This window comes from Kitasatospora purpeofusca (assembly GCF_036010405.1).
GTDB lineage: Bacteria > Actinomycetota > Actinomycetes > Streptomycetales > Streptomycetaceae > Kitasatospora > Kitasatospora purpeofusca.
Genome location: NZ_CP108561.1, coordinates 9142867 through 9156498 on the forward strand (window position 1 = coordinate 9142867; position 13632 = coordinate 9156498).

Annotated in this window: 9 protein-coding genes; 4 read left to right on the top strand and 5 right to left on the bottom strand. The window is 73.7% G+C overall.

Annotation, left to right across the window (positions count from 1 at the left end; genetic code table 11):
* Positions 1-14: 14 nt before the first annotated feature.
* The 4 genes from OG715_RS39780 to OG715_RS39795 form a co-directional block, all read right to left on the bottom strand.
* Complete coding sequence (locus tag OG715_RS39780; protein WP_266272341.1) at positions 15-584, bottom strand: hypothetical protein; 570 nt, start codon at positions 582-584, stop codon at positions 15-17.
* Between the two features lie 153 nt (positions 585-737).
* Entirely contained in the window at positions 738-1445 is a 708-nt protein-coding gene (locus tag OG715_RS39785) for a phosphatase PAP2 family protein (protein ID WP_266272340.1), read from the bottom strand.
* A complete protein-coding gene (locus tag OG715_RS39790; RefSeq protein ID WP_266272339.1) occupies positions 1442-2047 on the bottom strand; it encodes a phosphatase PAP2 family protein in 606 nt (201 codons plus the stop codon). Before OG715_RS39790 ends, OG715_RS39785 begins: the two co-directional genes overlap by 4 nt.
* A gap of 20 nt (positions 2048-2067) precedes the next feature.
* A complete protein-coding gene (locus tag OG715_RS39795) occupies positions 2068-2718 on the bottom strand; it encodes a DedA family protein (protein WP_266272338.1) in 651 nt (216 codons plus the stop codon).
* Positions 2719-2872: 154 nt separating this feature from the next.
* Between OG715_RS39795 and OG715_RS39800 the strand changes: the two genes are divergently transcribed.
* From OG715_RS39800 to OG715_RS39815, 4 genes are all read left to right on the top strand, one after another.
* Positions 2873-3550, top strand: a complete 678-nt coding sequence (locus tag OG715_RS39800; protein ID WP_266272337.1) for a response regulator transcription factor — start codon at positions 2873-2875, stop codon at positions 3548-3550.
* Positions 3543-5009 (top strand): sensor histidine kinase, encoded by a 1467-nt coding sequence (locus OG715_RS39805; RefSeq protein ID WP_266272336.1) that lies wholly within the window; start codon positions 3543-3545, stop codon positions 5007-5009. Before OG715_RS39800 ends, OG715_RS39805 begins: the two co-directional genes overlap by 8 nt.
* Before the next feature lie 473 nt (positions 5010-5482).
* Positions 5483-10390, top strand: a complete 4908-nt coding sequence (locus OG715_RS39810; RefSeq protein WP_266272335.1) for an RHS repeat-associated core domain-containing protein — start codon at positions 5483-5485, stop codon at positions 10388-10390.
* A 61-nt stretch (positions 10391-10451) separates the two neighbouring features.
* Positions 10452-11513: a hypothetical protein gene (locus OG715_RS39815; protein ID WP_266272334.1), complete on the top strand. Its 1062-nt coding sequence runs from the start codon at positions 10452-10454 to the stop codon at positions 11511-11513.
* Positions 11514-11616: 103 nt separating this feature from the next.
* On the opposite strand, the gene OG715_RS39820 is transcribed toward OG715_RS39815, so the two are convergent.
* The gene (locus OG715_RS39820; protein WP_266272332.1) at positions 11617-13419 is read right to left on the bottom strand and encodes a hypothetical protein; all 1803 of its coding nucleotides are present in this window, start codon (positions 13417-13419) and stop codon (positions 11617-11619) included.
* Between the last annotated feature and the right edge of the window lie 213 nt (positions 13420-13632).

The following is a 13632-nucleotide window of genomic DNA, read 5'->3' on the forward strand; positions in this document are numbered from 1 at the left end:
TGCGAGGTGTTCCGTTACGGGCAGAGCTGGTGCGTGGTGGGGGTGCACTCGGGGTCGGGGTCGATCGGGCCGGTGCCGCCGGGCCGGTAGTTCGACCACCAGATCGGCGTGCCGCCGTAGTAGACGGCCAGGTTGCCGCCGTTCTGGATCGCGAGGTAGGCGCCGGGGTGGTACGGGGTACGGCTGTTCCAGACCGCGCGCATGGCGGCGTCGTAGGCGACGAGATTGCCGTCGGCCTGCATGTAGAGGTACGTCCCGACGCCGTAGGTGCCGACGGCCGTCCAGATCGCGACGTTGTTCTTGTAGAGCACCACGTGGCCGTCCCACTGCTGGTACAGCACGGTGCTGCCGTCCGGCGAGGACCAGCTCTGGCCCCGGTTCAGGCCGGTGGTGCCCTGGATGACGGTCTGGTCGGCGTCCGAGGCGGGCGCGGCCGCGACGGCCGGTGCCGCGGCGGCGGGCGCGCCGGCCGCCGGGGCGCCGTCGGCGGCGTGGGCGGCGGTCCCGCCCAGCAGGCCGGCCGCCATCAGTACGGCCCCCAGGGCGACACCGGTGCGGGGAACGAGGGAAGGCGCGATCCTCATGACGGTCACTCTCCTCAGGTCACTTCTCCAGGTGGCTTGTTGCCTCGACGAGTCTCGCCGTGCTCGCGTCACCCGGGCAAAGCCCTTCGACCGGGGTCGAATCCGGGCGCGCCCGGGGCGGTCACCCGGCAGTGCATTCACCTGGCAGTGCATTCACCTCGGAGCGCGGTCACCTCGCAGCGCTTCGTCCCGCAGCGCTGCGTCCCGGAGCGCGCGGAGCCGCTTCCGGAACAGCAGGACGCCCAGGGCGAGCCAGGCGGCGGCCAGCACCCAGCCCGCCAGGACGTCCAGCGGCCAGTGCACGCCGAGGTAGACCCGGGTGCAGCCGATCAGCAGCGCGAAGCCGGCGGCGGCCGTCGCGGCGGGGCGGGCCGCGCCCGGGCGCGCCGCGGTGACCGCGAGGGCGAGCAGTCCCGCCGAGAGGGCGCCGGTGAAGGCGTGCCCGGAGGGGAAGGCGAAGCCGTGCGCCGTGAAGGCCCAGTCGGCGGCCGGCGGGCGGGGTCGGCCGAAGCCGTGCATCAGGCCCTGGCGCAGCAGCTGCCCCGCCGCCAGCCACGCCACCGGGGCGAGCAGCACGGCGACGGCGGCCGGTCGGGACCGGTGTGGGCGGGTCGCCCGCGCGAGGAGGGTTCCGGCGGCGAGGGCGAACAGATAGGAGAAGACTCCGGTGCCCAGATCGGTGAGCAGCTCGGCGGTCCGCTCGGCCGGGTGCGGCCGGTGGGTCACCACCCAGTCGAGCGTGCCGCGCTCGAACCCGTACGGCCCCCAGCCGTGGGCGGCGACCAGGGCGGCGAGGGCGGCGAACACCGCGACACCGAGGGCGAGGACGGCGCCGACCGCCGTCGAGGGACGGGCGCTCATACGGTCAGCCACCTCCGCAGTCCGCCGGTGCGGGCCCGGTCGACCAGGGGCGCGGCCCGGCCGGACAGCAGGCCGAGCAGATGGCCGACGGCCGCGCCGATCGCGGCTCCGAGGAGCACGTCGTGCGGGTAGTGGACGCCGACCAGCACCCGGCTCAGGCCCATCGCGGCGGCCAGCAGCAGTCCGAGCGCGCCGAGGCGCCGGTCGACGTGCCACAGGGCGGCGGCTCCGGCGAACACGATCACGGTGTGGTTGCTGGGCAGCGACCAGTCGCCGGCGCCGGGGCAGGGCTCCAGGGTCCGGCCGACGTCGAGGACCTGGCAGGGCCGGGGTTCGCGCAGCACCGACTTGAGCAGGGTGTCCGCGGCGAACGCGAGCGTGACCACCAGGGGCACGGCCAGCGCGCGGGCCATCAGGACGTCGTCGGCGCGGCGCGAGCGCCACCAGCCGAGCAGCATCAGGGCGGCGAGCAGCAGCAGCCCGGCGACGGCGTAGGCGGCGACGAGGTGCTGCAGCGGCGCCGGGAGGTGCTCGGCCCAGCGGTCCATCCGCAGGTACAGGCCGCCGTCGACCGGGCGGCCGTCGACGGCGAGCGCACCCACGGGTCCACCCCCGGGCCCGCTCACCGGCCCCGGCCCCGACGGCGGGCGCGCAGCACTTCCAGCACCAGCGGCAGCAGCGAGACCGCCACCACGACCGCGACGATCGGCAGCAGGTAGCGGTCGACGTTCGGGACCGAGGAGCCCAGCGCGTAGCCCGCCATGACCAGGCCGACCGTCCACACCACGCCGCCCACGACCTGCCACACCGTGAAGGTGCGGACGTTCACGCCGAGCGCGCCGGCCAGCGGGTTGAGGACGGTGCGCACCACCGGCACGAAGCGGGCGAGCACGACGGCCTTGCGGTGGCCGTAGCGGGTCAGGATCTCCTCCGCCCGCACCGCGCCCTCGTGCAGGTGCTTGTTGCCGGAGCGGGTGAGCAGGGCGCGTCCGCCGCGCCGCCCCAGCAGGTAGCCGACCTGGGCACCGGTGAGGGCGCCGACCACCGCAGCCGCCAGCACCTGGCCGAGGTTCAGGTGCGGGCCGCTGTGCTCGCCGGTGGTGCACAGCAGACCGGCGGTGAACAGCAGTGAGTCACCGGGCAGGAAGAAGCCGACCAGCAGGCCGGTCTCCGCGAACATGATCACGGCGATGCCCAGCGCGCCGAACGCGGCCAGCAGCGAGCCCGCGTCCAGCGGATTGACGGCCAGCACGGCCGTCGGGGGTAGCACCATGGAAGCGCCTTTCCGAGAAGGGGACCCGGCCGTGCCCGGAGGCCGGGCCTCGTGCCCACTGACACGGCCAGCATGACCGAACGGCGCTGAAGGCCCGCTGAAGACCTGAAGACGTCTTCAGCTCCCCGGCGCGGTGACCTGCGACCCTGGGGGCATGCGCGTACTGGTGGTGGAGGACGAACAGCGGCTCGCCCTGGCGATCAAGCACGGCCTGGAGGTCGAGGGGTTCGCCGTCGACATCGTCCACGACGGCCTGTCCGGACTCGCCCGCGCCACCGACCACGCCTACGACGTGATCATCCTCGACATCATGCTGCCCGGCCTCAACGGCTACCGGGTCTGCTCCCGGCTGCGGGCCGCCGGCAGTGACGCGGGGATCCTGATGCTCACCGCCAAGGACGGCGAGTGGGACGAGGCCGAGGCCCTGGACACCGGGGCCGACGACTTCCTCTCCAAGCCCTTCTCCTTCCTCGTCCTGGTCGCCCGCCTCAAGGCCCTGGCGCGGCGCATCGGCTCCCGCGCCCCGCAGCGCACCGTGCTCGGCGACCTGGTGGTGGACTCCGCCGCCCGCACCTGCGCCCGGGCCGGGACACCGGTCGCGCTGACCCCGCGCGAGTTCGCCGTCCTGGACCACCTCGCGCGCCGGGCGGGCGAGGTGGTCTCCAAGCGGGAGATCCTCGACGAGGTCTGGGACGGCGGCCCCGACAGCGGGGCCAACACCGTCGAGGTCCACATCAGCGCCCTCCGGCGCAAGATCGACGCGCCGTTCGGACGGACCGCGGTGCAGACCGTGCGCGGCGTCGGCTACCGGCTGGCGGCCGACGGTGGCTGACCCCGGAGCCGCTGGTCCGAGGGCGGCCGGCCCCGCCCGCACCGGGGCGCTCGCGGCCCTCCGCCGGCGGGCCGGCCGGCTGCTGGGCTCGCCGAGGGTGACCGCCGCGACCGAGCGGCTGGCGCCCCGCTCGGTCCGCACCCGCACCACGATCGCCGCCTGCGCGGCCGTCGCCGTTGTCCTGCTGGCCGCCTCCGCCGCCGTGGTGCTCCTGATGCGGGTCAACCTGCACCGCACCGTCGACACCGCCGCCCGCGAGCAGGCCGGGGCGGTGGCCGGTGCCGCCGCCCAGGGCCCCCTGCCGCACGTGCTCCCGCTCGGCCCCGGCACCGACTTCATCCAGGTCACCGACGCGTCCGGGGCCGTGGTCGCCGCCAGCCAGAACCTCGCCGGCCATCCCGCCCTCACCGGCGCCGACGACGGCCACGACAGCTTCGACCTCGGCATGTTCGGCGGCGAGCACCACCAGCGGGTCACCACCCTCACCACCGACACCCCGAACGGTCCGGTCACCGTCCGGGTCGGCGCCTCCCTGCACACCGCCGACACCGCCGAGGACCTCACCACCGCCGCGCTCGGCGGACTCAGCGCCGTCCTGGTGGCCACCGTCGGCATGGTGACCTGGCGGGCGACCGGCCGCGCGCTGCGCCCCGTCGAGGCGATCCGCGCCGAGGTCGCCGCGATCGGCGACCGCGACCTCGCCCGCCGGGTGCCCGAACCCGGCAGCGAGGACGAGATCGCCCGTCTCGCCCGCACCATGAACGCCATGCTCGACCGGCTGGAGGCCGCCGGGGTCCGCCAGCGCCGCTTCATCGCCGACGCCTCCCACGAACTGCGCAGCCCGCTCGCTGTGCTGCGCACCCAACTGGAGGTCGCCCACACCCACCCCGACCCCGGCGTCCGCGCGGACATGGTGGCCGGCGCGCTCCAGGACACCGACCGGCTCCAGTCGCTCGCGGCCGACCTGCTGCTGCTCGCCCGCCTCGACTCCACCGGACACAACGGCCCGGCCGAGGAACTGGACCTTGCCGAGCTGGTGCGCACCTGCCTGGACGGCCGGGGCGCCGGGCGGACGGGGGTGGTGGCGGAGCTGGCCGACGGGGTCGCGGTGACCGGGAACCCGATGTGGCTCGGGCGGCTGCTGACCAACCTGCTCGACAACGCCGAGCGCCACGCCCGCCACCGGGTGACGGTGCGGCTCGCCCTCGACGGGGAGACCGGCGGGGCGGTCCTCGACGTCGCCGACGACGGCCCGGGCGTCCCGTCCGCCGAGCGGGAGAAGGTGTTCGAGCGTTTCACCCGGCTCGACGACGCCCGCAGCCGCGACGACGGCGGCACCGGCCTCGGTCTGTCGATCGCCCGTGACATCGCCGCCCTCCACGGCGGCACCCTCACCATCGAGGACACCCCGGCCGGTTGCACCTTCCGCACCCGCCTCCCGGCCGGCCACCGGCGCTGAGGCGGTGACGAACGGCGGTACCCGGCGCACGGGGAGCGACCCGGGCGCGCCCTCCGCGCCGCCCGACGCCACCGGCACGCCGGTCGGCGGAGCGGAATTATTACAGGGAGGGACACGATCGGCTGCGGCCGGGTTACAGTGAAAAGGTCGCCCCGGCGTGTTCAAGGCAGTCCGTCAGGAACATTTCTCTTCGCAGTTCTTCACGCGGGCCTTTTCACGGCCCTCTGCACGGGGTCGAGTCACTGCCGCCGGATCCAGCCGGCGCTTTTCGGTCAGTTCAGCACTCCCCGCCATCCCGTTCCGCCGCATTGCCGGCCGGTTGTCGGCCGCCTTTCGGCAGGCGCGGAGGACGCGCGGGCGGGGCCAGGATCCGAGCGGATCGGCGTCGGAATACCAGGGGAGGGTGGCTCGTGCCTTCGGTGTCCTCGTTCTTCACGCAGGCGACCAATTTCGGGAGTTCGGTGTCGGGAGGCGTGGACCCCCGCACCGGCCTGTACAACGTCCGGATCGTGCTGGGCCATCTGGTCGGGAACCGGAACCTCGGCCCGTCCTTTCCGCTCGCGCTGGGCTATTCGCCGCTCGACGGCACCGACATCGGGTTCGGGCGGGGCTTCTCACCGGGGCTCACCACCTACGACACCGACAACGCCCTGCTGGTGCTGTCCACGGGCGAGCGGTACAAGGTCGTCGAGACCGACACCTCGGTGCTGCCGCAGCAGAAGAAGCTCGACACGGTGCGCATCGGCAAGGACGAGGACGGCGACTTCTACCGGATCGTGCACAAGTCCGGCGAGGTGGAGATCCTGACCGGGCCGCAGAACGCCTTCGGCCTCAAGGTGCCCACCGAACTGCTGACACCCGCCGGCCACCGCCTCTCCCTGACCTGGGACTTCGGCGAGGCGCAGCCCCGGCTGCGGGCGATCGCGGACGAGAGCGACACTCTGCTGACCGTGGACCTGGGCGCCGCCGCCAGGCACGTACTCCATGTGCTGCCCGGTCGCTCCGAGGGCTACGACGTGGAACTCCTCCTCAGCAACGGGCAGTTGTCCGGCGTGCGGCACCTCGGGCTCGGCCCGGGGGAGCCGTTGGAGTGGAGCCTCCGCTACGAACCGATGGGCGAGCAGGGGGAGTGGGGTTCCTGGCTGACCGGGGTGGTCGTGCCGGGCGGGATGTCCGAGACGGCCTCCTACACCGCCAACGGCCACCGTTTCCCGGACAGTTGCGACCTGCCGCCACTGCCCCGGGTGGTCCGGTTCGCGCAGGATCCGGGCGGCGGGCAGCCGACGGTCGCCGCGGACTACGACTACACCTCCACCAATTTCGTCGGCGGATTCTCCGGCGCGAGCCACGACGCCGGTTCCGACCCCCTGTACGGGGTGCTGACCGGATACACCTACGGATCGACGGAGTCCCGGAGCTGCGGGGCGGACACCAGGACGGTCACCCGGACCTACAGTTCGTACCACCTCCTGACCGAGGAGACGACGGCGCAGAACGGTTGTTCGCAGCAGATCGGCACCGAGTACTACGCGCGGACCGGCAAGGAATTCGACCAGCAGCCGGCCCAGTTCCAGCTTCCGAAGCGGCGCACGGTCACCTGGACCGATCCGGCGCGGAACACCCGCAGCGACATCACGACCACGGATTTCGACGAGCGGGGAAATCCGCGCAGCCGGACCGCTCCGGACGGCGGCCGGACGGACTGGACGTACTACCCGGCGGGCGGCAGCGGATCGGACTGCCCGCCCGATCCGCACGGCTTCACCCGCTGGCTGAAGGAGGTCGTCCGGACGCCGCCGGCCACCGGGTTCGACGCACCGGTCCTCACCACCGCCTACCGGTACGCCTCGTACGACACCGGGGAGCCTCGGGTCGGCCCCGTGCTGCTGAAATCGCGGGAGCAACGGCTCGCCGACGGCCGGGAGTTGTCCTCGGTGAATTTCCAGTACCGCACCTCGGGCGACGAGTTCGGCCGCCTGCTCGGCCTGGACGAGACGGAGACGCTCGGCGGGGACGCGGACCACGGCTTCGTCACCGCCGCCGCGACCCACACCTTCGGCTTCGCGGCGGACGGGGAGGCCCTGACCCAGACCCACGGCCTGACCACCGACGACGGGCTCACCCTGACCCGCTCGGAGCGGCGTTCGCGGTACACCGGGCGGCTGTGGTCGGCCACCGACACCCAGGGCAACGGGGTGGCGGTGACGTACGACGGGCTGGGCCGGATGCTGACCCGCACCGTCAATCCGGGCACCGCCCACCAGGCGGCGCAGACCCGCGCCTACGGGACCGGCGGCGACGCGCCGTTCCTGGTGACCGCCACCTCCCCGATGATGTCCGCGGACCCGGACGAGCCGGGCGAACAGATCAGGGTGGCTCTCGACGGCGCGGGCCGCCCGGTCCGGCGGGAGCGCAGGGCCGTCGACGGCGACGGCGGCTGGTACGTCGTCCAGCGGGTCGGCTACGACGCGCAGGGCCGCCCGGCCTCCGTCACGGACCTCGACCACCTGCCCGACGGCAGCGCCGGCGGCGAGCTGACCGAGACCCTCCGCTACGACGACTGGGGCCGGGTGTCGGCCACGGACTCCACCGACGGCTCCACCCGGGTCGGCCGGGCCGACCCGGTCGCGCTGACCACCACCACCCGGCTGGAGGGCGGCGGCAGCCCGGTCACGGGCACCGTGGTGACCACCCACAACCAGCACGGCGAGCCGGTGCGGGTGGAGCGGTTCGACCTGCGCGGGGTGTCGAAGGGCGTGCGGACGCTGGACCGCGACGGCTGGGGCCGGGTGCGCCGGGTGACCGACGGACTCGGCCGCAGCACACACCACGACTACAACCCGCGCGGCCTGCCCACCCTGACCGAACTCCCGGACGGCACCCAGGTCTCCCGCGCCCACGACGTCCGGCAGGACGGCGGCGGCCTCGCCACCGAACTCACCGTCGGCAAGGCGCGCTACGGCACGCAGACCTTCGACCGGCTGGGCCGACTGACCGGCACCGTCTCCGGCGGCCGGGCGTGGACCTACGACTACGACCGCGACAGCGACCTCGTCCCGACCGGGGCCACCCTGCCCGACGGGCAGCGGCGCGGCTACACGGTCGTCCCCGAACTGGACAACACGCTGACCGAGGTCAGGGCGGACCGGGTCACCCAGGAACTCACCCCGCACCCCGTCACCGGCTTCCCGACCCGGGCGCGGGAGGGCGGGGTCACCGTCACCCGCGACTACTACCCCTCGGGGCTGCCCCGCGCCGAGACCGTCTCCCGCCCGGGTGCGCCCGACACCACCGCGACCTGGCAGTTCACCCTCGGCGGCGACGAGGTCACTGGCACGGGGGTGGACGGCGCCGTCCGGCGGACCACCCGGGACCGGCTCGGCCGGCTCCAGGAGATCGCCGACCCGGACCTGCGGGTGCTGGACCCGGTCCACGACCCCGCGGGCCGACTGACCGGCTGGACCGTCGAGGACCTCGGCTCTGGCGCCACCCTGGCCACCGCCCTGACCCTGGACGACCTCGGCCGGGAGGTGGCCCGCGAGTTCACCTGGACCCCGGCGGGAGGCGGCGCCCCCGAGGTCTGGACGTCGACCCAGGACTGGCAGGACAACGACCTCCTGAGCGCCAGGGCGCTCCACCGGGGCGCCGAACTCCTCCGCCGGGAGACGTTCGGCTACGACAGCCGCAACCGGCTCACCGACTACACCTGCCAGGGGCCCGTCCCGCCGCAGGACGAACTCGGCCGCGGGATCACCGCGCAGACCTTCCGCCACGACGGCTGGAGCAACCTCACCGACAGCCGGACCGAGTTCGCCGACGGTGGCTCCGAAACGGCCGGCTACCACTACGACAACCCCTACGACCCCTGCCAGTTGACCGGCATCAGCCGCACCGGCCCCGCCGGAGACACCCCGTTGGCCTACGACGCGGCCGGCCGGCTGACCACCGACGGCGCCGGGCGCGCGCTCCGGTACGACGCCCTCGGCCGGCTGACCGCCACCGAGGGCGCGGGCGGCTACGGCTACGACCCGTTCGACCGGCTGCTGACCCGCACCGCGCCGGACGGCGGCACCGGCGTGCTGTCCTACCGGGGCGAGACCCTCGCCACCGTCACCGAGGACGACCGCTCCGCCCGGCTGCTGCACCTCGGAGACCACCCGGTGGCCCAGCACGGCCCGGGCGGACCGCCGGCGACCCGCCTGCTGGGGGCGGACGGCACCGGGACCGCACGGGTGTCGGCGTCCGGGACCGAGCCGGACCAGTACGCCTACACCCCATACGGGCTGCGCCCGGTGCGGCCCGGCGACGGCATCCTCGGCTTCACCGGCCGGCCCGTGGACCCGGCGACCGGCTGCTACCACCTCGGCAACGGCGCCCGCGACTACCACCCGGCGCTCCGGCGCTTCGCCACCCCGGACCCGCTCAGCCCCTTCGGTGCCGGCGGCGTCAACCCCTACGCGTACTGCGCCGGCGACCCGGTGAACCGGGTCGACCCCTCCGGCCACCTCAGCTGGATGGCCTGGCTCGGCATCGGCCTCGGGGTCGCGGGCCTCGCCCTGACCGTCGTCACCGGCGGGCTGGCCGTCGTGGCGGCGGGCGGTGTCCTCGCGGCCCTCGGCGCGGCCTCCACCACCACCCTGGTCGTCGGCGCCCTGGGCGTCGCCTCCGATGTCACCGCGATCGTCGGCGGCGCCCTGGAGAAGGCCTCGCCCAGGGCCTCGTCGGTCCTGGGCTGGGTCTCGCTGGGCACGGGCCTGGCCGGCCTGGCCGAGGGCGGTGCCGCCCTCGCCCGCACCGCGTCCCGGTTCGGCGCCCGCGCCCCGGAGGCCGCCGGGGAGGCCGCCCACGGGCTCGGCGGCGGCTTCCGTGCGCTGGAGGACTATCCGACGCTGGTGGACGCGCCGGACGGCGGGCCGATGGTGGTCCGGGTGCCCGAGGTCATGCACGGCCGGTACGACGCGGAGCGGTACTTCACCCGCACCCCCAACCCGAGGTACCGGAACGCCGTCTGGACGAGTGTCTACCGGGCCACCCCGGACATGGTCGAGGCCACCGCCAGGGAAGCGCGGGGACTGCCCGAGGTACGGGAGATCCACCTCCTGTCGGGGACGCACGGCACCCGGACCGGCGAGCGCGGACCGAACGAGGTCTCCGGGCGGATCCTCGGGGAGGACCAGGACCTCGCGGCCACGATGAACGGGGAGGACCCGCAGGTCGTGGTGACCGCCCACAACCTGCCGAGCATGCGGCGCAGTTCGCTGCGGGCGGTGCTGGAGCGGCCCAACGCCGAGATCATCGCCGCGTTCTGCTACAGCCGCAACGACCGGGTGCTGCGGGAGATCCTGGGGCTGCATCCCACCGTGTCGTTCACCAAGCGCTAGGGCCTCTCTTTCGGACCCCTGGCGGCGCACCCGTCACACGGAGAAGCGGAGGAGACCGCAGATGACCGAATGGGCAGGAGTGTCCAAGCTCTCGCTGATGCTGGAGACCGGAGGTCCGGGCGCCGAGATCTACGCGAACGGCCGGAACCAGATCGCGGTGACCGTCAGCGTCAAACCGACCGACGAGAACGGCAGCACCTACTACGGGGACATCTCCTGGCCGAACCGGGTGAACCTCGTCGACTACGTCAGCGGTGAGAAGCTCAACTGGCAGGGCCGGGAAGGCTGGTGCTTCACGGACCGGGAGGACCGCTACTTCCACCACCTCCCCGGCGGGGGCAGCCGGGCCGCCGCCGAGACCGAGCCCGAGCCCGCCGCCGAGCCCGAGGCCGAACTCGCCGACGACGGAACGCAGAAGTTCACCTTCTACATCAGCTGCTGGCCCGGCGCGGACCGGAAGTCGGTCTCGGCCTGGGTCGAGACGGACACCGGCAAGGTGTACACGACCACGGCCGGATCCGGCTCCTTCGAGGGCAAGGTCGCACTGGACCCGCTGGTGGCCCTGACCCATCGGCGGTCGGGCGTCAACTGGGAGTACTCCAGGACGGCCACCCGGTACGAGAACGACACCAAGTACGTGTCCACCGAGGCCTGGAACTACTACCTGTCGCTGGACTCCACGGACAACTACTTCGTCACGTTCTCGGTGTCGGGCTACTGGAGCGACCCCGGCTACGAGGGCTTCTTCGCCTGCGACATCAAGCCCGACAGCCACCACAAGAACCTCTACGGCTCCTACGTCTGGTACCAGGAGCCGCACGGCAGTTCGTACGACGGCGACGGCGGCTACGGCGGGCTGATCGTCAACTTCCCCGACGGCAACAAGTGGTGGGACTACGCGCGGGTCTACGACCGGCCCTACCCCGAGCAGTACCTGTGCTTCACCTGGGTGCACGCCACCACCGGAGGCGACGGCTGGCACATCCCGAACGGGCCGGTCAACACCTGGCGGGTGTACTTCAGCCCGGTGATCACGGCGTGGGACCGGTACGGCAACACCGGCAAGTTCAGCATCGACGGCTCGGGCGTGGACAGCGGGATCGAACTCGCCGACTACTCGTAGCGGCTGGCGGCTGGCGGCTGGCGGCTGGCGGCTGGCGGCCGGTGAACAGTGGACAGTGGCCGGAGTGCCGGCCTGCCGGACCTCCGGCAGGCCGGCCACCGGGTCAGACGGGGTCCGCCCCCGCCGGGGTACGGGCGGCGAGGCCGAACGGGCGCAGCCGCTCCCAGCCCCGCGACTCGTACCAGGACCGGTCGAAGCCGGCGACCGGGGGGACGTGCAGGGTGCCGCTCTGCAGGCCCTGTGCGAGGGTGCGCCACAGCTCGTCGACCAGGGAGCAGTGGCGCACCGCCTCGGCCAACTCGGTGGTGGTGAACGGCGGGCCCTCCATCCGGACCAGCCGGATGTCGTAGCAGCCCCGGTAGCCGTGGCCGAAGACGGTGAACGGCGGGTGCCAGACCTGCGCGCCGGGCGCGCGGATCGTGTACCGCACCCGGGAGGCGACATGTCCGCCGTGGTGGTGCTCGGCGTGCTCCGCGATGTCGGGCACCTGCGGCGGGAAGAAGTAGTGCCGCTTGTCGGGGATCTCCGCCCGGTCGTACTCGCCCGGGGCGAAGTGCCAGCGGTTGTACATCATCCGCTGGGCGGACCGCCACAGGATCGGTGCGGTCTCCTCGCCGACCTCGGCCATCCGGCTCGGGTGCGGCAGGCAGCAGCAGAAGAAGTCGCCCTTCTTCAGCGCCAGGACGCCGTCCGGGCTGCCGGGCCGGACGCCGCGCAGCCCGGACAGGTCGCGCACCGAACTGCTCATGCCGTAGTCGGCGTCGGTGGCCACGATCGACGACAGCACGACCGCCGCCAGCAGTTCGCCGACCGCGCCCTGTGCGAGGGGCGCCGGGCCGGGGTCGGCCTCGGCGGCCGCGTCGAGCGCGACGGCGGCCAGGGTCATCGCCCGGAGGTCGGCCCGGACGTCGCCGGTGGGCTCCACCCCGAGGTTCAGCCGGCCGTGCCGGACGACCAGCTCCGGCATCGTCTCCGGGTCGCGGGGCAGCGGGAAGTCGAGCAGCCGCTCGTTCTTCACGAAGGTCAGCCCGTTGATCCGGCGGTAGCGCATCAGCTCCGAGCGGTCGACGTCGTGCATCAACTCTCTCACCACCTGGGCCAGTTCGAGCAGCGGGAGGCCGGACGCGCCGCCCGGTCCGCGGTCCAGTGCGGCGCAGTACTGGGCGTGCCGGTCGAGCAGGAACTCCCGCAGGCCGGTGGCGGAGAGCTGGAGGCCGTTGAACTCCTCGAAGCGCACCGAACGGCCGCTGACGAACAGGCAGTAGGCGAGGACCACGAACAGCCGGTCGGCCGGCCGCCAGTCGTCGACCGGGGACGCCCGGAGGCCGGTCAGCAGGCCCTGCCGGGTCAGGGTGTTGGTGCCCGCGTCGGACTTCGAGAAGACGTCCCGTCCGATCAGGATGTAGACGCTCTCTACCCGTTCGACCCAGTCGGCCAGCCGGGCGAGCCGGTCGTCCAGCTCGCCGTTCTTCTCCCAGGTGCGCAGGATGGTGTCGGCCTCGTGCCGGTCGGCGGCCTCCCGGGCCTCGAACACCCGGGTCTCCTCGGCCACCGCGTCGAGCACCTCGGCCGGGACCCGCAGGCCGCCGACGTGCTCGGCCTCGGGGCCGGTCGGTTCGCCGGGCGCCCAGAGGGACAGGCCGGCGAGTGGCGAGCGGGTGAGCGTGACGGTGCCCGGGGCCGCCGGTTCGTTCGGATCCGGGTCGGTCGCGAGGAACTCGACGTCGCCCCGGCCGAGGACGTGCTGCACCAGCAGCGATTCCCAGGTGGTCAGCCGGGAGCAGGCGAGCCGCAGCGATATCCGCCCGTTCCTGGTGAGTTCCGCGAGGAGCAGCGCGGTGGCACCGGAGCCGGGACCGGTGGCGGAACCGGCGGCGGTCGCGCCGTCGGCGGTCCGGGGGATCATGACCGCGCTCCCGGCGCGAACCGGACGGCCGGGGCGTCAGTGGATGGGCCGCTCCGGCCGGCCCCGGCAGGGCCGCCGAGGCCGCGCGGGCGGACGAGGATCGTGCAGATGACTCCAATTGTCGCCATGGTCCTGACTTTCCATCGGAAGTGACAGGTCGAAGGGTGCGGGAGTGCGCAGGGTGCGAAGGGTGCGGGAGTGCGCAAGCGAAGG